At 65.1% G+C, this 21,118-nt stretch carries 12 protein-coding genes and 4 pseudogenes; 10 read left to right on the top strand and 6 right to left on the bottom strand.

All coding sequences use genetic code 11. From position 1 onward, the window contains the following. Window positions 1-592 precede the first annotated feature (592 nt). Complete coding sequence (locus AS594_RS38515; protein ID WP_240509371.1) at window positions 593-871, top strand: hypothetical protein; 279 nt, start codon at window positions 593-595, stop codon at window positions 869-871. Between the two features lie 360 nt (window positions 872-1,231). Here AS594_RS38515 and AS594_RS38510 read toward each other — a convergent pair whose 3' ends face one another. The 3 genes and pseudogenes from AS594_RS38510 to AS594_RS38500 all read right to left on the bottom strand — a co-directional run. Then, window positions 1,232-1,708 carry a fascin domain-containing protein gene (locus AS594_RS38510; RefSeq protein WP_069931230.1) on the bottom strand — a complete coding sequence of 159 codons (477 nt, stop codon included), beginning with the start codon at window positions 1,706-1,708 and terminating at the stop codon, window positions 1,232-1,234. Window positions 1,709-2,236: 528 nt separating this feature from the next. Beyond that, a complete protein-coding gene (locus AS594_RS38505) occupies window positions 2,237-3,010 on the bottom strand; it encodes a hypothetical protein (RefSeq protein ID WP_069934141.1) in 774 nt (257 codons plus the stop codon). A 1,486-nt stretch (window positions 3,011-4,496) separates the two neighbouring features. Next, window positions 4,497-5,234, bottom strand: a pseudogene (locus tag AS594_RS38500) (IS701 family transposase); the annotation flags it as partial. Between the two features lie 168 nt (window positions 5,235-5,402). On the opposite strand from AS594_RS38500, the gene AS594_RS38495 reads away from it, so the two are divergent. From AS594_RS38495 to AS594_RS47715, 3 genes are all read left to right on the top strand, one after another. Then, entirely contained in the window at window positions 5,403-5,807 is a 405-nt protein-coding gene (locus tag AS594_RS38495; protein WP_069931228.1) for a type II toxin-antitoxin system PemK/MazF family toxin, read from the top strand. Between the two features lie 157 nt (window positions 5,808-5,964). Beyond that, window positions 5,965-6,393 (top strand): hypothetical protein, encoded by a 429-nt coding sequence (locus AS594_RS38490; protein WP_069931227.1) that lies wholly within the window; start codon window positions 5,965-5,967, stop codon window positions 6,391-6,393. 457 nt (window positions 6,394-6,850) lie between these two features. Next, window positions 6,851-7,036, top strand: coding sequence for a hypothetical protein (locus AS594_RS47715; RefSeq protein ID WP_069931226.1), 186 nt, complete (start codon window positions 6,851-6,853; stop codon window positions 7,034-7,036). A gap of 807 nt (window positions 7,037-7,843) precedes the next feature. Here the strand turns inward: AS594_RS47715 and AS594_RS43615 are convergent. Together AS594_RS43615 and AS594_RS43610 are read right to left on the bottom strand one after the other, a co-directional pair. Further along, window positions 7,844-7,942, bottom strand: a pseudogene (locus tag AS594_RS43615) (IS481 family transposase); the annotation flags it as partial. 767 nt (window positions 7,943-8,709) lie between these two features. Beyond that, window positions 8,710-9,427, bottom strand: a pseudogene (locus AS594_RS43610) (IS5 family transposase); the annotation flags it as partial. Between the two features lie 1,876 nt (window positions 9,428-11,303). Between AS594_RS43610 and AS594_RS48265 the strand changes: the two are divergent. Beyond that, window positions 11,304-12,399, top strand: a pseudogene (locus AS594_RS48265) (IS630 family transposase). Window positions 12,400-12,480: 81 nt separating this feature from the next. Here the strand turns inward: AS594_RS48265 and AS594_RS38465 are convergent. Beyond that, window positions 12,481-13,029, bottom strand: coding sequence for a GNAT family N-acetyltransferase (locus AS594_RS38465; RefSeq protein ID WP_069931413.1), 549 nt, complete (start codon window positions 13,027-13,029; stop codon window positions 12,481-12,483). An 892-nt stretch (window positions 13,030-13,921) separates the two neighbouring features. Between AS594_RS38465 and AS594_RS38460 the strand changes: the two genes are divergently transcribed. The 5 genes from AS594_RS38460 (at window position 13,922) to AS594_RS38440 (ending at window position 20,966) form a co-directional block, all read left to right on the top strand. Beyond that, window positions 13,922-15,172, top strand: a complete 1,251-nt coding sequence (locus tag AS594_RS38460) for a ParA family protein (protein WP_069934137.1) — start codon at window positions 13,922-13,924, stop codon at window positions 15,170-15,172. Continuing rightward, window positions 15,169-16,263 (top strand): ParB/RepB/Spo0J family partition protein, encoded by a 1,095-nt coding sequence (locus AS594_RS38455; protein ID WP_069936124.1) that lies wholly within the window; start codon window positions 15,169-15,171, stop codon window positions 16,261-16,263. The genes AS594_RS38460 and AS594_RS38455 overlap by 4 nt, the downstream gene beginning before the upstream one ends. 2,022 nt (window positions 16,264-18,285) lie before the next feature. Continuing rightward, the gene (locus tag AS594_RS38450; RefSeq protein ID WP_069934135.1) at window positions 18,286-19,170 is read left to right on the top strand and encodes a ParA family protein; all 885 of its coding nucleotides are present in this window, start codon (window positions 18,286-18,288) and stop codon (window positions 19,168-19,170) included. Beyond that, window positions 19,163-20,137 (top strand): hypothetical protein, encoded by a 975-nt coding sequence (locus AS594_RS46995; RefSeq protein ID WP_240509370.1) that lies wholly within the window; start codon window positions 19,163-19,165, stop codon window positions 20,135-20,137. Before AS594_RS38450 ends, AS594_RS46995 begins: the two co-directional genes overlap by 8 nt. Before the next feature lie 361 nt (window positions 20,138-20,498). Next, window positions 20,499-20,966 (top strand): hypothetical protein, encoded by a 468-nt coding sequence (locus AS594_RS38440; RefSeq protein ID WP_240509369.1) that lies wholly within the window; start codon window positions 20,499-20,501, stop codon window positions 20,964-20,966. Window positions 20,967-21,118 lie beyond the last annotated feature (152 nt).

Below are 21,118 nucleotides of genomic sequence, written 5' to 3'. Positions count from 1 at the left end.
GAAGGAGTCGGGAGCGGCGTCTGATCGCACGGGGTGGCCGGCCCGGTCTTCGCGCGACCAGGCCAGCCACCTGCTCCTGGTGCGCCGATACAAGCAGCGCGCCAAGACGCCACGAGACCGCTGCCGCCCACATCATCCAGTCGCGCCATGGCCCCAACTGTGGGACAGGCGATGCTCGCCTTGAGCCAGCCGGGAACACGTCCACGCTCCTCCGTCCGCCAGGTCAGCCCTCTGATGTCGACCTTGCCGAAGAGGACCGTGTAGTCGGCTGGCATCTGGCTCATGAGCTGGTTCAGCTCCCCGGAAGACGGCATCGGCCAGGGGGGTCAGCTCCGCGCTGGCGTCCCACTCTCCCGTGCGGGGATGGCCGCCGATGCTCTCAGCGATGCGATGGCAGACAGCCCCTAACGCTCCACCTGCCGCTGCCCGTCGCCGATGAAGGGCTCGGGCAACGGTTCGGGCAGCTGGGCTGCAAGGTCGGCGGCCTCTTGTGGAGGTCCCGGTCAGGCGGACCTCCAGAACGCGAGGAGGCCGTGGGGTCAATGCCCGGAGCCTTTCGGAAGGAAATGACCGCAATGACACTTCGGGTCCGATGGGGCAGCGGCGTCAGTCCGCCCTCCCTGGAGGCGGCGGCGTCATCGGTGACGCGTGGGCGATCCAGGCGTCCCCGCCGACCACTACACCCCCCGAAGGCCCAAACCAGGCCACCATCGAAACGCTTCTCAGCAACTGGCACGCCACCTTGCGGCTGTGCCAGTTCGACATCCAGCCGATGGTCAAGCTGTACGGCACCGCCTTCGGCCTCTCCGAAAACGACCTGGACACCGCCGCCAAGCAGTACGACGAGCTGCTTGCCTCCTACGCACCCTGACACTAGTCACAACGACGGCCGCCCTCGACGATGGCGTCGAGATCAGGGGGCGTCCTTTATGCGCTGGCAACGGATCGCCGGCTGGCCGTGCCGGTAAACGCATAGGTGTGGCGCTCCTGAATACGGCCATCACGCTGCGCAGATTGTGCTGTTCGATCACGTGGGCCACACCAGCGGTGTTGGCGCGCAAGACTCCGAAGATGGGCGACTCGGGCACTTGGATACAGATCGGCTGGTAAGGGCTGAGTATCCCCTTGCCTACGAGTTCTTGCGCCACCCGCAACTATCTGACCTTTTCGGCCTCGCCGCGGCCCTTTGCTGCTGTAAGCGACTCACTCGACTCACCCCATAGGAAAAGGTCTAGAAAGCGTCCGGGTGGAGTGGCTGGGCAATCCTGAAGCATGCGGACTGAAGCTCGCCAGGGGGTACCACCGGCTCGGCGAAGAGTTCGAAGTTTTTGTGCCGGATGAATCGATCCGGGAACTTCACGGAGCGAAATGAAGCCTGGTTCGGGTCGATTTCCGCCGGTTCGAGAACGTAAGTCGATTCTTCAATAACCTCGGCTTTGACCTGCGGGTCCGTGATCCCGGTGAAGAACTTGCTGTGTATGCGGAAATTGTCGAACGTCGCGATGCGCAGACAGAAGCCAGGCGGAGCAACTGCTCGTACCAGCATTCCTTTTTCGCCAAAATTCAGGCTGGGACCCGTCCACTGGAATGTGGCGTTACGACGGTCCTCGTCGGTTTGAATCTTGGCGATGTCGACAAGCCCGGTATGATCGATGACGAAGAATTCCGGAAAGTTATTCGAGAACAGAGAAAGCTTGAGCTCAGCCACGATGTCTCTCGTTCCGTGATGCGTCCATTTGAGTGTCTATGTAATGGAGCACTCGAATCGGCATCAACCACGCCTGGGATGGGCGTGAGAGCCGAGAAGGCCGTCACTCTCCTGCGTCCATGCGGGTAAGAGCACTATCTCCATAGTGCGCCGCCCAGGGCGTGACCGCCAGCGCTTCACAACGGTTACCAGTTCAACCAGGCGACCATCTGCAGCACTTACCGAACCGCGGGCGTGTGCGCCACCTGGGCGCCCGGTACCAGGACCGGGACCTGCGCCAAGTGCTGCTGCTCCCGCCAAAAACAATCTCAGTCGACTCCTCCACGGCACGCACGCTCCCGCGCAGCCGGCCTGTACTCCGAAGAGTTGCTGTCGCTGAGGTTCGCCCTGCACGCCGGGGCTCGCCTGCCGGGCCGTCTGGACGCAGCATTCTCGGAGCGAGGACACCGTCAACGTCTGGGCTGGGGGCAGCTCGTTCGGCGCGAAGACCCGGTTCCGGCCGCGCCTCCCGCCCGAGTCAGACCACGACTACCGCGGATGCAGAGCCGCGCGGGCCGCGAGAAGGAACGCGTTGCTCGCCTCGTCGAAGCTGGGAAGGTTCAGATCGGGGCCGTCATCTGCTGGGCCGCAGAGTGTCGGGATCAACGCCGCGGTCAGTCCCATGCGCGCGAACAACTGGCGTAGTTCTGGCAAGACTTCGATGGTGCTGTCCTCAGGCGTACCGATCGTGTGCCAGGCGCCTTGCGCGATAGTGATCAACTCCCATGCGCGGTTCGCATCCTGTCTGTGAGTATTCGTCCGCGCAGCAACTTGCTCCATCGCACTCCGTCGACGTGCGTGATTCTGCATCGTGATCGCGAGCACCTCGGCGGATGTCTGCAATACCCGCGCAGCCGATGCCACTTCTTCAGGCCCCTCCAATCGCACCACCCAGCCCTTGTGCGACATGTCTGCCGCCAACGGCTTCAACCCGGCGATACGCAAGCGCGTTTCCTCCTCCTCGGCCGAGGGTTCCAGGTTGAGGGCGTAGTCGTGGTGGCTGAGCACTGCCTGCAAGAAGGACGCATAGGCTTCCCGTTGGATACCGCGCCGCCACTGGACATGCTCTATTTGGCCTTGTGCTCGCACGGCGTCGAGCGCGGCGCTGTAGCTCGCGTCTGCTTGTGCTAGTCCGGCACGAGCGGTCGCGTCCGCTGCACTGAGACCCGCCCGAAGCTGCCATCGGCCCATGACCATTGTGCTGGAGACGCCGATGAGGGCGATAGCCGCTGCGGCTACAGACCCGATTCCCTGGAGATCCATGAGCTGATGATCCCGTTTCTCCGGCCTCGTGTTTGGCTGTTCTGCTCTCCCGCTCACGCCGCTGGTTCAGGGCTCGGTAGCACACAGAGAGGCCTCGGCAGCCGAGGACACCCGGTGAAACCCGCCCCGGCCGAAGACGGGCCTGTTCATCCGGCTGATCTTCACGTACGCCTTCCCGCCCCGCCCGGCCCGGCACTGAAGGACAGTCCCCTCAGCCGAGCCACCGCCCGCGCTGCTCAGACCAGCCGGAAGCTACCGATCGGCGCGGACTACCAGAGGCGCCCCATCGGCGGCCCCTCTCTCTGCCAAGACGCCGGCAGATGGTGGCCGACTTGGCACTCCGCGCCGCCTCGCGCTCCACAACGCCCTGTCGGCCCTCTGACGGAGACGTGGGAGCAGCCCGGCACCCATCCCTCGCTGGTACGTGTGGCGGCGCCTGTGGGGCATCCAGGACGGGCGCGCCGGGCGGTCGCAATGCCAACCTCCAACGATGCTCGGACGCCGGCGGCAACGGCGGCGACGCCCGCCTGGTCGCCCAGGGCGGCCGACCACGTTGCCGCAACCAGCCCGGCCTCCACCGTCAGGGCATCGGCCCGGCGCCGGTAACCGCATGCTTCGTACAGTCGACCGTCCGGTCGTTGCCTGCAGTCCTCACACGGCGCGGCTGGCGGGACCGCGTCGGCGGCGGCCACGGCCGTACGAGACCTTCCCGCATGCGCGGCGCGCAGGGGCGACTGGACTCGGCGCGGTCCCCTGCACCTGCCCCGTACCGCATCCGGGTTGACGGCCATGGTCGTCACCAACCCCGCACCGGTGGGTTGGTGACGACCATGGCCGTCAACCCGACGCCGCTCCTGGCCCGTTACTAAAGCCCCGGCCGGAGCGGCCGCTGGTCGTCCCTTGCACAAGGAGCTGCACCAGTATCTGACATTACGGTGATCGGTACGAAATCGCCTCCGGAGCAGCCATCTGATATGCCCAGAGGCCGTGAAAAACGCGTCAGCGTGCGTTGATGGTCAGACGGTATCGATGGGGTTCACAACCGCCCAGACGCAGGCCGATGACACTGAGAACTGCCCGGGGCAGGGCCCCGCGCCGTGCTCTGGGCGTTGCCCGCCGCCCTGTTCGTCGTCGCAGCGCTCTCCACCAGTACCTCGGCCCTCTCTACACGCGGCCGGCTGCCAGGCACGCTCACCGCAGCGGGATTCGTCGCCAGACCGCCGCCTTCACCGCGGCTGGAGTCGCCGCAACCCGCAACCACCACACCCGCCGTACCGGCCTTTCGGCCGACGTCCGCAGCGGTGTGCCCTGCGAGCACAGGCGGTGGAGGACTGGGCCGTGCGCACAGCGCGGTCCACGCAGGTGCGTGTGGCGCCGCCGCTCCCCCGGCGGCGCGGACCCGAGAGGTACCGGACAGCAGCTACGCGCCTGATCGGCCGACAGCACCGTACGGGCAGCATGCTCTGCTGCCGCCGGGAAGGCCCTCGCCCGTCCGGCTAGCCCCTGCGGAGAGCTTCTGCCAGGCCCGCTTGGGCACCTTCTTGGTCAGGGTGTCCGCACGGAACCTCCCCGCCCCGGTGGTGACTTCGTGCGAGCAGGCCACCGCGAGGACGTAGCCGGTGCCACGTTCCTCCAGTGCGGTTCGCAGCTTGGGGTTGCCCCCGTAGACCTCGTCGCCGGCGACCCATCCGGCCTGGTGGCCAGCGTCCAGGAACCGGGCAACCATACGAGTGGCCAGTTCCGGCTTGGTAGCGAAGGCGGTGTCCTGGTCGAGTCCGGCATCCCGGCAGCGGTCAGGGTCGGAGGTCCATGAACGCGGGACGTACAGTTCCCGGTCCACTGCCGCGTGCCCGCGCCGGCCAGCGTAGACCAGGTAGACGGCGACCTGGGCATTTTCGATCCTGCCCGCGGTACCGGTGTACTGGCGCTGGACGCCGACCGTGTCGGTGCCCTTCTTCACGTCCCCGGTCTCGTCGACCACCAGTACCGCCTGGTCGTCGTGCAGGTGGTCCACCACGTAGCCACACACATCGTCGCGGACCCGGTCGGCGTCCCACTTGGCCCGGCCGAGCAGGTGCTGCATGCCGTCCGGGGTCCTCTCCCCGGCCCATTCGGCGATGGTCCAGCAGTTCTTGCGCGGCAGGTCCGACAGCAGTCCGAGCACCAACTTCCGGACCCGGAACCGGGGTTCGACCCGTGTGAACCGTCCCGCTATCCGGCTCATCAGGCCCTCGAACGCCTCCTGCCAGCGGGCAGGGTCTACGCTGTGACCTGCGGCCACCGCGTGATCGTTTGTCTTCACACACCGATGATCAACGGGTGGCCGCACCCGTCTCCACAGCGCGTCGGGGTCGCGCAGCGTCCGCCCGCAGTTCCTGTGTCAGGAGGACATGTGCAACGTGGCGAAGTCTGGTGGGTGGAGTTCGACGAGCGGCGGCCGGTCGTGCTGCTGTCGGGAGACGACGCGGCCGGGATCCGGGTGATGCAGGTCGTCGCTCGGGCGGGTGTCGACATCACCGGTCTGGGCGTCGAAGTGGCAGTAGGCGCCGTGGAAGGACTGCCCTTCGAAGGCGTGCTGCGGTTCGCGTTGCCACGTCCGGGCCTCACCCCTTGCACGTGGCTGACCACCGTGTCCCGGGACGACCTGATCGAGCGAGCGGGCGTTCTGTCCTCCGCGAAACTCAGCGAGATTGAGAACGCCCTCCGTCTCGGTGAGCAAGCGAAGGAGTGGACCCCGGCGACGACCGCGAAGCTCAGCGAGATAAGGAACGCCCTCCGTCTCGGTGGACTCGGGTAGGCGGAGAAGGAACGGACGCCCGCGACGGCGTGGTCGGTCTCGTCCAGATGATCGACGCTGCCAGCTGCCTCCTCGGCGCCCCTCACGATCGAGATCACGAACTACGGCTGGAGTACTAAGGAGGCCGGTCGATGGCGCCGAGGGGTAGACAGGCGAGGTGACGGACAGCGAGCCGGGCGCCGGCGATAGGGAAGACCCCCTGACCGAGCTGTGCGATTTGTGCGGGGTCGTGATCTCGGACAGTACGGAGGTGTACTCCCTCGTGCGGGACTCGTCCGCGATCCATGCTCACGACTCGCAGTTCGACGGGAAACGCATGATCGTCGCGTGCTCGCCCGAACACCTGGACGAGCTGATCAGGCAGTTCAAGCGTCGGCCGTTCGTGGAAGACGACCTGTGGGCGGGGAAGATCGCCCGGGTGATGCAGCAGCACCCCGAGGGCATCAGCGTCGAGGCACTTGCCGAGGAGGCCAGCCTAAATGTCGCCGAGGTCGGGGCTGGGGTGCGGTGGCATAACAGGGAGTTCTTGCGCTGGCCTGCCGAGTTCGGCGAAGGCGGCGACGATCGGGGCGACGACGATCGGTGATCAAGCAACTCGGGGCGGGTGACCGGAAGCCGGTCCATGCTCTTGATGCCGCGGGTGATGCGCCTGAGGGTCTGGGTCCGGAATGCGAGCTCGGGATGCGTGCCACGTCCAGGTAGTCGAAGGACTTGACGTGATCGTCGCGCCTCACCGACACGCGCGTTCTTCGCTCGCGCCGCTGGCACGAGAGCTTTTCATCGCCGTCTACCGGCACCAGGTCGACGCCTGGGCCCGGCCCACTCCTGCTGGCGACCAGCGCAATCCCACACGCCGCACTAGAGCAATGGGTCAACCTCTTCGCCGATTTCATAGCACCTAACGCCCGTGCGGCAGTCGACAGCGCCGGCTTCGACACCTTGCACCACTACTTCCTCGCCCCCCGCGCCGGTCCGCAGCCAGCTGCTCGAAGCCGCGGCCGTCGCTGACGAGATGCCGCTCCGCCATTGATGGCCGTGAGCTTATGCGCGGCGTCGGCAACCTCTGCATCGGCGCGGCCAGCGAACCCCCTACAACGCACGTCGACTGGTCGAACTCCTCATCGCAGGACTACGCCGACCGCATGATTGATGCCGTCTCCACCGAGATACTCGGCACCGCTGCAAGCAGCGTCCTGTTGCTGGGTCGTCTTGTGGCGACCGCGCAGTGATCGCAGTCGTGGAGCTGACGTCATGAGAGTCACAGCTAGGTAGGCCGCGTTGAACCTGGCTGACCGGCTCGCGGCTGAGCAGCGGCTGACGCACGTGGTCTACCGGAACGGGGTTGGACGTTCCCGGCGTTGCCCGTCTCCTCCCACGAAGGCCCCAGCATGCCTCCCCGTGACAGCCCTGCCGTACCTGACTGTACATAACGCGATGTAGATGAATTGTTAGTACATATCGAGTCAAAAATCGAGGCCCAGAAAGGGGGCGTAGAGGGCCGAACTCAGAGGCCCCGGCATGAAGCGACCTTGAGCCGCCTTTCAGGCCGCGAGAAGGGCGCACAGCCAATCTTGGGGTCTGAGAATGGGCTTCGAGTACGGCGTTCGGGTGATCGCTGGCCGTGGAGAAGCGAGCGCTTCTCTTCGTCAGCGGATACCGATCACTCGAGCTCGGTGACCGCACTCTTGTTCACGGCAGAGCGAGCGTCCAACTCCAAGAGGCAGGGCGCTCAAGTTGACCGCCCCCTCACCAGGAGCCGTCCGCAGGCTGCAGGCCGTCCTCCAGGAGGATTGACGTGCTGGACGACTTGCGGGTGGTGGGCTTCGATCTGGAGACGCACTGGGAGGTCACCTAGCCGACTGTCGGCGGAATACGGGCCGATGTAGCCGTATGGCTTGACGACGGGACGCAACTGACGCTGGAAGCACAGCGAATGCTGATGACGAACGACGCGTGGCGTTCCTCCATCGCGACTAGGCCCGCGCCGGCGTCGTGGACCGTTGGTCCTGTCGGCCACGGGTGCACACTCTGCAGGTAGCCTCGGTCCGCTCGGTGCTGCTGATGTAGGGCGGTAAGGATGCCCGCTCGTCGAGCAGGGTGCGGTTCCAGCGTTCGACCTTGCCGTTCGTCTGCGGCAACTCGGCCGGGGGAGCTTGACGGTCGCTCCGAGGTCGGCCAGTACGGCTTTCCAGGCCAGGCTTTTACGGTTGTCTAGGACCGGATCCCCAGGAGCTGCGAATTATCACGCCGTGATAAGTCTTTGTGCCGTGTCGCTGGTATGAGGCAGACACTTCGTCACGCCCTCCCCGCGGAGCTGATGTATCGCCATCTGACCTTGACCAGCTCGTGGGGTGGGCGCTGCGACCCCAGTGACTCTCCCCCGGCTTCGGCATCGATCGGGCGCCTCGGGAGCGGGCCTCGACCGGGGTATTCGGGCCTCGCGTTCGACCTTATGAACGCCCGCGCGTATGCCCCGGCGGTGTGACGCCATAGCCGCTTAGCCTTGTGAGTGCCATAGGTGCGGTGACGAGGCACCGGGGGTATCGGGCGGCTCCGGCGGATCGCGGCTCCGTGTCCTGGCACTCGGGGGGCGACGGAACCGGCGCGCTGCGGCGGCTGACTCTACGGGCAACCGCGATATTGAGGAAGTTGGGCGGGGCGCCAGGGCCGGGGGCCAGGCGCTCGAGAGTAGGTATGTAGGCACTGGCGCCGCGGTAGAGCCCGCCGCCAGGTGGCAGAAGCGGCTGTCGGCCGACGGCATGGTGATCCAGGGGGAACCCGGAGTCGGTCACACCGCGAGCGCCCGGCGGATGTGCGCTCGTCTGATGCGACTCCCGTTGTCCTGTGCCGATGCGTTGTGCAGCAAATCTGTCTGCGCTCCTTGAAGTGCTTAGACCGTGTCCTACATGGTGAGTTTGCGGAAGCGTTTGTAGCAGCAGATGGCGGCTGCCAGCCCAAGAAATGCCAGGTCGTTGCCCGGGTGTTGCTCGTAACGGTGATTGAGTCTGCGGTACCCGGTCAGCCAGGACATGGTCCGCTCGATGACCCATCTGCGGCGCCCCAACCGTTCGCTGGACTCGACTCCCTTGCGGGCGATCCGGACTCCAATGTGCTTGCCCCATAACCATCGCCTCAGGTGAGGGACGTCGTATGCCTTGTCTGCGTGCAGGCGTTGGGGCCTGGATTCGGCTGCCTGGGATTCGTGTCCCATGTGGAAGTGGGACAGCATCGGCTTCAGTGCCTGGCTGTCGTGGGTGTTGGCCGCGGAGAGTCCGACGCGTAGGGGCAGTCCGTCCGCATCGGACAGGACGTGCATCTTGGAACCGGGCTTACCCCGGTCCACGGGGCTCGGACCTGCAAGTTCGCGCCTTTTAGCGCGGACATGGACAGGGTCGAGGACCGCACGGGACAGGTCGAGAAAGCCGGCGTCGTCCAGCCTTTACAGGATCTCTTCCTGCAGCCGGGCCCACCACACCAGGTCGCGACCAGATCAGGAACCGGCGATGCACGGTCGACTTCGGTATCCCGAAGCACGGTGTCAACGCTCGCCAGGCACACCCGCTGACCGGGATGTAGATGATCGCGGCGAACAGCGTCTCATCAGGCGTGTCGCAGGTCCCGCGAGATCGACTCCACCACCACACCCGACACATGCGGATACAACCGCACCAAATCCCCAGAACCGCACGCCCAGAGGCTGCCCAGCTACACCGCACAGCATCAGCGACCGAGCCGTTACTCAGGCTGGCGGGCGGCGTGGGCTGCAGTCTGGGGATTGTCGGCGATAGCGTGCAGGGCATTTGGGGTGCCGACGATGTGCGTGAACGGATACGGGCGATGGCTGAGGCCGATCCCGAGTGCCGGGGCTTCGGTGCTCGCAGGCACCAGTGGAGGCTGGCCCCTCCCGTATCGGAGGCCGTGACAGCCCGTTTGAGCGGAGCATCGCTTGCTGCTTGCTGCCGATCATTCCTCACTAGAATTATCACGGCGTGATAATTGGACGCTTAGGGCTTGCCACAGGGTCCGCGGTCACCCCGGACACGAAGGCTGGCCCTTTCCGATGCTGGTGCAGACAGTGGCCTAGTGATGCGGGTGTGTGAGCACGCGGGGTGAACCTTCTGGCCGCACTTGCCGTACCGACCGGTGCGCGATGGGGGTGCCGGGTCGGCGTTCGGCTTGTACGAGTTCGGCAGCAAGTCGTGGCTGGACTGACAGGAAGACCTCGATCCCCTGCCCGTTCCCTTTCTCCATTCCGGGTCGTTCTGGCCCTCGCCGGAGCGGTCCGTTTGCGGGGAGCACGCCCCGGTGAGGAGAGATTCTCGCCGTGCTGGTTCACCGGCTCGCTGGATATCGCCGAGATCGGTTGCGCCTCTTACTACCGGCTGGTGGTCACCGGACCTGGTCGCGAGCAGGTCCAGACTGACGAACTCGGCTGCGGTGACGCGCTGAGCCCGGGCCCGGCCTTCCCCGAGTGGTACGAGCAGCGGCTGACTAGCCGCCTCTGATAGCCGTGCACGTTCAGCTGTACACAACAGACGACACGTTGAGGCGTACGCCGACAAAGCCCCTATTCGGGGACACGTTCACGGGGCCAGCGGCAGTACGCACCACCGGGGCCGGGGGCCGACAGTTCCACTCCAAGGCAGCTGAGGTTGTCGCGCGGGTCAGGCTCCGGCCCCCAACGGCTCACCGCGATTGCCACCGTTGTGGCTGATCGCTTGGCTCGTCAGGCCCGGCTCAGGCTGGCGGTCAATCTCGTTGAGGAAGTCGCGGGCAGTCCCCGGCACTGCCCAACCAGCTTGCTGATCACTTGCCCGTCGCGGTGTTCAACGAGACGAACAGATCGACGGTGCCGTGCCGGATGTAGTTAGAACTCCCTGTGCTGCGGCACTCCGGGGATCATGGGCAGCACCGGAGCGGTCCGCTCAAGGGCCTGGATCTGCGGCTTCTGGTCCACCGCGAACGCATCTCGTTCGCCGGGGAGCAAGATACAGACTGACGGCATCACGGATCTGTCGCTACGGAGAGGAGGCCTTGCACGTCTTGGTCGAAGCGGGAGGGGATAGTGCCGCGACTCGCCCGCGAGCCCGTCGAGCCGGTCGTGTAGAAGCCATCGTGCGCCAGTTGGCGACGGTGCCCCGGCTCACACTCAGCCGGGCCGCGACCGCCAGGTTCGGCCCCGCCCTCCGCTCAGCCATAGCCGCCGACTCCACAAGGTGCCTCGTACACTGCCGCCGTCCCCGGGTGGAACCTGTCGACAAGCCCCAGCCAAGAGCACGCCGACGATGCCGAACGTCTCAACGCCCCCTGTCTCTGCCCGACTCAACGCGCGGAAGCCACAAGCCAGCTGGCAGCTCGCCAATGGCTGCGCAGAATCAGACCCTCAGCCGAAGTTGACCAGTGCACGGCGTCCTTTTCGATCTCTGCTGTTACTGACATTGAAGCTGGGTTGTCGTATGGGCTGACGATCGGTGATCGTCGCGGTATGCCAGGTGTATGAGGTATCCGCAGGGTGGGGGTCTGACCGCGGAGAGGCAAGCCTTCCGCGAGCGGATCCGGCTGGAGGCAGCGGTGATGTCCGCTGCCGGGCGGGGCAGTACGGACATCGCGAAGGAGTTACGGGTCAGCGTCCGGTCGGTCCAGCGGTGGCGGCAGGCATGGAAGGCGGCCGGCCTGATCGGGGTTCGATCCCGCGGCCCGGCGTCCAAGCCCAAGCTGAGCGACGCACTGTTCGCCGTGCTTGAGGAAGAGCTGGTCAAGGGCCCGATCGCGCATGGCTGGCCGGACCAGAGATGGACGCTGGCCAGGATCAAGACCCTGATCGGCCGCCGGTTCCACAAGTCGATGACGCTGACGGGGATCTCGCAGATGCTACGCAGACACGGCTGGAGTCATCAGGTTCCGTCCCGTCGTGCCCTCGAGCGCGACGAGGCAGCGGCGGCCGACTGGGTGAAGGAGGTGTGGCCGCGAGTGGGAAAAGCGCGGTGGCGCTCGGGGCCTGGATCGTCTTCGAGGACGCAGCCGGGTTCTCGACGACGCCGCCGACCTCCCGCACCTGGAGCCGGCGCGGCAGCACACCGGTCATCCGGGTCCGTGGCCGTTCCCAGCGCCGTTTCTCCATCGCAGCCCTCTGCTGCTACAAACCCGGGATGGGCTCTCGCCTGATCTACCGGCCCAAACGACACACGGATCACAAGGCCGGAGGCCGTAAGAGCTTCGCCTGGACCGAGTACCGCGACCTCCTCATCGCCGCTCACCAGCAACTCGGCGGACCCATCGTCCTCGCCTGGGACAACTTGAACGTCCGTAAGCACCGCCGCATGCGGGCCTTCATCGAGGCACAGGACTGGCTCACGGCCTACCACCTGCCGTCTTATGCACCCGACCTCAACCCAGTGGAAGGCATCTGGTCGATCCTTCGCCGGACCACCCAGGCCAACACGGCCTTCGCCGACTCCGACCACCTCATGCGCCGGCTCCGACACGGCCTCCGCCGGATCCAGTACCGCAGCGACTCATCGAGGGATGCCTCAGCGCTACCGGCCTCACCTCACGCCAGCTTCCGACAGGACCATCATGTGATCCGCCGTAGCATCTGCACCTCTTGAAATCCCGCCTCAAGCAACCAGACGCGGAGCCCCGGCCGGTGGTCTCGTGGCTGTCGACCACGAGCTCAACCGGACGGCGTGACCGAGGACCACACGCCGAACCACTGCTCGGCGCCGAACTCCTCGAACCGCTCCACCTCGGTGAACCCCAGTTTCACCGCGACACGTACCGAGCGGTCGTTGGCGGCCTGGGTACAGAGCACCAGCGGCTCGCCGGGAAACGCGTTGGCGAACCAGCCGAGCGCCGCCGTGCATGCCTCAAGGGCATACCCATGTCCCCATGCCTCCGGCAGGAGCATGTAGCTGAGCTCGGCCTCTCCGGCATCAGGATGGACGTGCCCAGGACGCTCAGCGTCCCGCCGGTCGAGCGTGACGATGCCGATCATCGCCCCGTCGTGATCGACCACGAACACGCCGGGGCGCCGCCCGGGTACTTCGGGCACGGCATTCTCAAGCTGAGCACGTGGTCGGGGGCCACCGAGGTACGTCCGCACCTCTGACGAGGCGAGCAGGTCGATGAACGCCGCACGGTCCCGGGCCACAGACGCGCGGAGCACGAGCCGCTCGGTCCGCAACGGGGCGGGCGGCCAGACAACGGGCCCAAGCTCAGCCATGACGGCCAACCTACCCGACACCCCCTGGCGGGATCCTCCGGCCCCGACATCACGCCTTCAACCTCAGTAGTCGATTGCGCGACAAGACCGAGGGGCCGCTGCCGGTGATCCACCGAGCACGTATGCGCGCCCGACAGACATCCCATCAGGATTTGCGCGGGATGACGTGCGCCGCCCGTTCGATCCGGACCCGAGCTAGAAGCGCCCAGTACTCACGGCGGACAGTACTTCCGGTGCCGCACCTGTATTGGCACCCGGATAGTCCCAACTGCGCGGACTTGCGGCGCTGCGTCGACTGTCGGTGTGCTAACGCTCCCACCTACGACGACTCCTTCGCGAGAAGGACGCATAGCTGGGCTCATCGTCTCTTTATGGACAGACCCTCCACCGCTGACCTCTGACCGCCGGGCAAGCCACGTCATTGCTGTTCCGTAGTCGACCTGCCCCGGTGGCCAACCACTGACTTTCAAATTTGTTAGCACCGAGGCAGTGTCGAGGCCGGCAGGAGGCATCGCCACGGCGCATGCTGCCCGGCGTCCCGGCTCACATCCCTTCTCCCTCGAGTACACGCACGGGCCCCGGGCGTTGCCTGTAGCCGCCCTTCTCATCACGTCACGTGGTAGCGACAAGCGAAAGAAGGCGGACCTATCACGCCGTGATAATCCCGTGGCAGTCGACTGTCATGTCCAGCTTGCGCTCGGCCGCTCCAGCGAGGGCCCTTACGCCTCCTACGGGACCGTCCTCTTTGGGGCTATCCGTGGGGAGTGGTCAGGCGTGCTGGGGCCCCAGAGATGGGGGTTATCACGCCGTGATAGCCCAGCAAGACCCTGAAGTCAGTTAGCTAACGTGTCGATGCACCAAAAGATCTCGGACGTTAGTAGAGTGACGCACTATGACATCACCTGAAACCAGGGGCGACCGGGAGAAGGTCGTCTCCAAGCTCCCTTCCTGGCTCCGCCAGCAGCTGAAGGTGCGAGCTGCACAGCTCGGCATCGACATCCAGGACGCCGTAGACACCGGTATCACGGCCTGGCGCGGCCTCGGATCCAACCTCTCCCCCATCGACACTTCCGGCGCCGAATCCTTCGCCACCTTCCTGCCGGGCACGCAGTGGGCGGGCTTCCGCGCCGACTGCAAGGACCGGGGCGTCTCCCTCATCCAGGGTCTGGCCCAGTCCGTTCAGGTGTGGCTGGACACCAACCCCGGCCCGGCCGTAAAACGGCCTGCCATCGTCCGCCGCATCGTGGTCTGCAATCAAAAGGGCGGCGTCGGCAAGACCGCCATCACAGCCGGCGCCGGCGAGGCCCTGGCCGAGAGGCCTGACGCGCTCGTGCCGGTCCGCGTGTCCAAGCACTTCGCGGCTCTTCTCGAGGACGACGGCAACCAGAACACGGACCCTCTCGCCCTCGAGGACTTGCCCGGCCTCGGCCAGCGCGTACTGCTGGTCGACTTCGACCCCCAGGGGCACCTCACCAAGCAACTCGGGCAGGAAACGCTGCCGATGACCGGTGACTCCCTGACCAACCACATGGCCGGTGACGCTAAGGGTGAACTGCGTGACGTCATCGTCGCTATCGACGAGGATCGTTTTGGCGGAGACCTGCACCTCCTGCCGGCGTGTACCGACGCGTTCCTGCTCGACGTACGCCTCGCCTCTGTGCGCGCCCGCGAAGCCGCTCTGGAACGGGCCCTTGCGCCCATTGAAGCCGACTACGACGTGATCCTCATCGACTGCCCGCCCAGCCTGGGCCTCAGTATGGACGCCGCGACCTATTACGGGCGGCGCCGCCCGGAGGAAGTCCCTGGCAACTCCGGCGTCCTGATCGTCGTGCAGGCAGAGGACAGCAGCGCCGACGCCTACGACCTGCTTACCTCGCAGATCGAAGACATGCGCACCGACCTGGCGCTCGACCTCGACTACCTCGGCATCGTCGTCAACCACTACGACGCCCGCCGCGGTTACATCGCCACCTCTTCGCTGCAGTCCTGGATGGAGATAAAGGATCCCCGCGTTGTCGGCGTCATCGGCGATCTCAAGGAGCAGAAGGAAGCCGTCCGTGTGAAGCGCCCTCTCCTCGCATACGCCCCACGCTGCGAACAGTCCGTCGCCCTGCGCGCCCTGGCCCGGGAGATCTGCAAGTGAGCAAAGCAAAGAACCTTGGAGCCGGCGCGTCGTTCGGCCAGGCTCGCCCCGTCAGCGCCCGCCGCGCGGCGATTGGCGCGGCAACGGCAGCACCTACTGTCGGGGTCCCTGACCCTACCGAGCTGCCTCTCAGCCAGATCAGTCAGAACCCGGACAACCCTCGAGAGGAGCTCAGGGATCTGGAGGGCCTTGCTGACAGCATTCGTGAGATCGGACTCGTCAACGCGATCACCGTCGCTTCGGTCGATGCCTACCTCCAGGAGCGACCGGAGCGAGCGGCCGACATTGAAGCCGGGACGCGCTACATCGTGGTTGACGGTCACCGTCGGCTCGAGGCAGCCCGACTGGCGGGCGTCACGACGATCCGAGTGAGCGTCGACAACGCGCGCGTCTCTACGGACGAGTCTCTGCTGGAAGCGGCGTTCGTCGCCAATGTGCATCGTGACGACATGAGTCCGCTCGAGCAGGCGCAAGCCCTCCGTACGCTGGTTGATTTTTACGGCTCGCAGAGCAAGGCAGCTAGGAGGCTGGGCATGGCTCAGTCCACCATCTCATCGAAGCTGTCGGTCCTGGATCTCGATCCGCAGCTGCAGGCTGACCTTCTCGAAGGCCGCCGCAAGATCGAGCACGTACGTAACTTGTCGAAGCTGACCGCGGCGGAGCAGATCCAGCAAGCGGACGCACGGGCGGCTGCCAGTGAACGCAAGCGCGCCAAAGTCGGCGAGCTATCACGGCGTGATAATCCGGCAGTCGGCGCCGATGAAGCTCGGCGTGACATCGCGACACCCGACGTAGGGCGATCACGGTCTGATGCACCTGCGCCCGGCGTTGAGGTATCACGCCGTGATATCTCAACGCCGGGTGCCGAGCGGCCGCTGACAGACGACCTGCCCGGTCCTCGAGACGCACAGCCAACAGCCGCACAGGCAGGCACCCCGTCGCAGGAGCCGGCCACCCGGATGCCCTGGCACGACGGCTATCAGGTTGCTGCGCTCGTGCTGCACAAGATGAACTCGGTGGAGCGGGAGAAGCTGCTCCAGCGGCTGCTTGCCGCCCGAGAGTCGGAGCGGACTGAAGCCGCGACGGCCTGAGACGGCAGGTGTGCCGCTCAGGGGCCATGTTTTCCTGTCGCCCCCGAACAATGTGGATCACTCTGGGGTGGGCGCTTTGTCGGGGGCTTGCCCCTGGTTTTACTGGCGACGCCGTCTGTTTCGCCTGGCTCAAGGAGCTGTCCCCTTGCCGCAGAAGACCATCTCCTGCCCGTTTAAGTGTCGGCAATAAGCTGCCTCAGGTACGCATGCCTCCACGGAGGGTGATTTTCGGCAGCGGGGTGAAGCCGGCCGGAGGCAGGTCCAGAGGACTGGTCACCTGGACTAGTTGCGGAGAAGAGTGATCAGCGCACCGCAAAGGTTGCGGATGGCTTGGCGATGAGACGAGCCGTGCCACCGGGTCGGCCGCAGTTTGTGGGTTTCGTCGGGCGTCACGTTCTCTGCTTCTAGGCGGGGTCCAACCGCTTGGCAAGGTCCAGATCGCATGGGCTGCTCCTCCGGCCCGAGCAAGTCGTATCGATGGCCTGCGCTAGCTAGGCAGCAGCTGATCCGAAGTGCATCGCCCCATGCTGCTGCGCCCATTCTCGTGAGCGAGGCGACCCAGGATGGTCGTTTGGCAATTAGTTCTTGGGTGACCGCGCTGCCCCCGGATGCCCGCATCGCCGCCGCAGGAAGCGGATTTTTGGGTGGCGCTTCTGAGCGTAGGTGCTGAGCGGAAGGCACTTGGAGAGTTTGTGGGGACGCCGGGTCTTCGGGGCTCTTGAAGTGGGAAGACGTCCTTGTTGCAACGATGACTGCATCGATGCAAGCAACGATATTCGGCGCTCGTTCCCTCATGTACTGCCGCGTCGTTCGCTCCCCCTGCAACGATACTTATTGCATGTGCTGCAACGATATTTGCTACGTTCATTGCTTCTTTATTCACAACAACTAGCGCAATGATTGAGCTAACGATGACTGTCCGATTGGTCGCTGCAACAGATACAACGACTCATGTAACGAGTGTTGCAGTGTTGATCGCTACTAACCTCGCAACAAGGCATATATCAATGGCTGCAACGATGACTACAACTTTATTCGCATCTTGCGATGCAACACTGTTTCTAGCGTTGGATCTATTCTTAGCTCCAACGAACGATCATACAGAGAAGCCTTCATCGCAGCTTTCGTTGGATCAATCTGTCTATGCAACGCCATATCTAACATGCGGCAGCTCTTGCAGCGTTGCGGACTTACCTTCATGCGATCTCTTGTACAGTCCTACTCGCTGTACGTCTGCTCCTGTTGCTTTCTCGCGCACTAGCGAACATCACTACTTGCAGACGGTCGATCGCCGGTAGGGACTAGCTACCTGACTTACGCCGCAGCGAACGTGCGTGCTGACTTGCCTGAGTTGCAGCCAACGTTCATTCGTCTTCTCTTTCGAGCCAGCACGCCAGGCCGCTGTCGAACATGCCCACTCGCTGACAGGCGCTGTACGTCTTCCACACGGGTGCGAAGGAGTTTGACTGGCTACCGGCTCCACACGTCCAGCAGGAACTGACGCTCTCTCGTCCGGCACCCGCAGTTCTGATGCGGGAGCCCACCCGTCACCCCTTACAGCTGATGCCATCCCTCGAAGATCTGCCCGAATGCCGGTCTCTGCAAGGCACGCTGGCGTCCACCTGACGCGGTCTCCAATGACGTCGCGGTCAGGTGGCCACTCAGCCGCATTCTGTGGCGCGAGTGGGAAGCCTGCGCCTCACCTCCACCTTCCAACTTGCTCCCACACGCCCGGACGGGCGCCCGTCGGTGGGCTGCGGTCTTCCTGGCCTCCCGGCCTCGGTCCCACTCGCCGAAGAATCCGTGAGTCAAGGCGTCGGCTATCGCGCCAACTGTTAAGGTCAGGCGCGAAGATCCCGTGTCACTAGAGACAGATGAGCGAGAAACAGCAGTTCAATACGTGGCTAATCAGGCAAATCACTGAGACAGCCCGGTGCGAGTAGCAGCTGACTCCAGCTCTGACCCTGGTGACACGGGCGTAACTGGACGACAGACGACTTACCCAAGAGAGGCGGGCATGCGGTGAAAGTCATCGCCGTCGCAACGCAGAAGGGAGGGGTCGGCAAGACCAGCACCACGGTCAACCTCGGCGCGGGGCTGGCCCTCGGAGGCGCGCGGGTCCTCATCGTTGACCTCGACCCCCAGGCTCAGGCGGGAACCGCGCTCGGCGTCAATCTCGCCGGCGAGGACCAGCTGTCCCGTTCGCTGGGCTGGGTACTCCAAGCACGGCTGCAGGGGATGCGCATGGACGTAGCCACCGTGTGGTTTGACCGCAGTGAGCTCGTCGCTGAGTTCGAGGATGCCGGCACGCTGCATCTCCTCGCGTGCGAAGAGTCGACGATGACCGCGGCTCAGGACCTGATCCACAAGAAGGGCTACCAGTCGACTCCTGTCCTGCGGCGCATGCTCATGGAGCTCGAGGACCAGTTCGACTTTGTCGTGATCGATACGCCCCCGGCGGTGTCTTCGCTCTCCGCGACCGCCCTCGCGGCAGCTGACTACGTCATCACCGTTTGCGTCCCGGAGTACCCGGCGCTGAAGGGCGCTGCGGCAACTCGCGGAACTGTGGCCTACGTCAAGGACCGCACCGGTGGTGAATGCGACCCCCAGTACCTGGGTGCCGTCCTCAATCGGTCGAATCCGCCTTCGCGGTGGAAGGCGCAAGAGGTGAACATCCGCAACGGCATGCTCGACGCCAATCTCGCCCCGTTCGAGACCGATGTGCGCAGCGACAACCGCATCAGCGACTCGTTCGCTTACGGTGTGCCGTCCGTGCTGCGCTTCGCAAGCCACCCGCCCGGCAAGATGTACGGCGAGCTCATGGGTCAGATCCTCACGCGCATGAGTCAGCCGGAAGAAAAGTGGGAGCTGCCGGAGCGGATCGAAGGCGAGGCTGCCGGTGTCTGAGGACCAGTCCAAGGCCGGGCAGGACCCGCCGAAGCCGAAGAAGAGGCGCGCCCCGGCACACTTCAAGCCCGGTGGGACGGCGCTGGTACAGAACCTGATCGCTGGTGCCAACGATGTTGCAGGTCGCTCATTCCTCGGGGCGGGGGGAGTGGACGCCGACCAGGCTGGCAGCCCGGTGGCGCCGCATGCCCTTGAGCCCTTGGCTCCTGTTGCGCAGCAGGGGGTCGTTCCGCCTCCTGCTGACCCTGTTGAGGCTGCGCCGAAGCCCGTTGCGGAACCTCAGCGGGAGCCTGCGGTCAGGGTAAAGACCGCACCGGTGCCTGAACCCGCACCGGTGCCGGAGCCTGCGCCTCACCCCGCCCCAGAGCCGCTACGCACAGTCGACGTCAAGGCCAAGGCTGACGTGCGGCGCGCGGCCAAGGCTGCTGAGCCTGTGCAGAACGCCGAGACGGAGAGCCATTCTGGGCGGATTCCGGCTGGGAGTCGTGGGCAGCAGTCTCGCTCTTCTGCCTGGGCGCACAACGCCATCCATGAGAGTTATGCGGATGCCAAGCTGCGTTCCGCGAAGTGGAAGTCTCATGGATTTCGCATCTCGCCGGATGTTTTGATCCGGTTGAAGGACCGGTTGAACGCGGACAGGCGGTCAACGGGGAACTCTGGTCTGGCGCTTGGTCACTACGTCGATGCTGCGCTGCGGCATGTGCCCTCGGCGGTTGAGGAGCAGATCGCCATGGCGGAGGCTTTCGCGGAGAGTCAGCTGTGGGACACGGACAAGTCGCAGCCGTCGACGTACCGAGTGGGGGAGGAGGCGTACAAGCTCGCTTCCAACCTGAAGCTGACTCTCCAGGAAGCAACCTACGGGCGCCGTGGAACTCTCGTTGTGTCAGCCGGTGTTGAGCGCTTGCTTGACGCGCTGGATGCGGAAGGACCGCTGCAGAGGCCGGAACGACGACGTCCCGAGCGGTAGTACGTACCTGCCTGTGAGGCCGGCGGCACCTTTGGTGCCGTCGGCCTTTTTCGTTGTCTCGGAGGACCAATTCGTTGCAACGATTCTTGCAACTTTCGCTGTTACCTCAGAACCAACGACAGCTCCAACGATCAATCTTACGAACGCCCCTTCAGGCAAGCACACTCTCCGCGTGACACTAGAGCGCGCACACGCGTCACGAGCGCTTCGATGAGTCAACAAAGGCTCAAAATCGGGTCAGAGCGGGAATGAGAAGAGCAGTTCGACGCGCCCGGTTCTAGTGACGCGAGAATTCGCAGGGGATCTTGCGCTATCGTGTTCTTGACGATCACCAGGCTTGTCAGGGGAGTCGAGAATGTCGATGGCCGACGAGAAGCTCAGTACGAGCGCCGTTGCCGCAGCAGCCGGCCTGAGCGAGTCATGGGCCTGGAAGGCCCGAGACCAAGGGGTCCTTCACGAACCGCACTTCGAGGAGGAGGTCGTCGCCCTGCGGGTCTACGCCTTCGTGTCGCAGATTGTGTGGCCCGGCACCCGACGTCCGCGCAGTGCGCGCCAGGACTTGGAGCTGTGGCAGCAGTCCGCGGTCGAGGCGGCTCGGCAGGCCGCATCCGACCCCAACACCACGCCCGACACGGCGCTGTGGGTGCTCGAAGACAGCGTTCACCTGGTGACCACACCGGCTGAGCGCGCAGCGTTCGATCTCAAGACACTCAGCGGCCGCGTCGCCTTCCGCATCCCCGTGGGCGTGTGGGTTGCCGAACTCCCCGACGCCATAGCTGCACTGGCTTCACGGCGCCGCCGCAACACAGCCTCAAAGTCGGCGGCATAGAGCCCATCGTCCATCGCCTAGGTCGCGCAGAGCAGGGCTAGGAGTCCTCATGCTGACAGCTCTTATCCCTGGCGCACACAGCCGGGGTGGTGGATGCAGAAGGGCCCGGGATCTGCTGTCCCGGGCCACTCCCATTGTCGAGGTGGAGGTGA

Source organism: Streptomyces agglomeratus (assembly GCF_001746415.1).
In the GTDB taxonomy this organism is placed as follows: domain Bacteria; phylum Actinomycetota; class Actinomycetes; order Streptomycetales; family Streptomycetaceae; genus Streptomyces; species Streptomyces agglomeratus.
The sequence above is the reverse complement of the archived record's forward strand: the minus strand, read 5'-3'. Positions and strand labels throughout refer to the sequence as shown.

What these genes read in the sequence shown, in the direction of transcription:
- AS594_RS38515 (WP_240509371.1), top strand. Translation starts at nt 593, where the DNA reads ATGGGGCAGCGGCGTCAGTCCGCCCTCCCTGGAGGCGGCGGCGTCATC.
- AS594_RS38505 (WP_069934141.1), bottom strand. Translation starts at nt 3,010, where the DNA reads ATGGATCTCCAGGGAATCGGGTCTGTAGCCGCAGCGGCTATCGCCCTC.
- AS594_RS47715 (WP_069931226.1), top strand. Translation starts at nt 6,851, where the DNA reads ATGCGCGGCGTCGGCAACCTCTGCATCGGCGCGGCCAGCGAACCCCCT.
- AS594_RS38465 (WP_069931413.1), bottom strand. Translation starts at nt 13,029, where the DNA reads ATGGCTGAGCTTGGGCCCGTTGTCTGGCCGCCCGCCCCGTTGCGGACC.
- AS594_RS38460 (WP_069934137.1), top strand. Translation starts at nt 13,922, where the DNA reads ATGACATCACCTGAAACCAGGGGCGACCGGGAGAAGGTCGTCTCCAAG.
- AS594_RS38440 (WP_240509369.1), top strand. Translation starts at nt 20,499, where the DNA reads ATGGCCGACGAGAAGCTCAGTACGAGCGCCGTTGCCGCAGCAGCCGGC.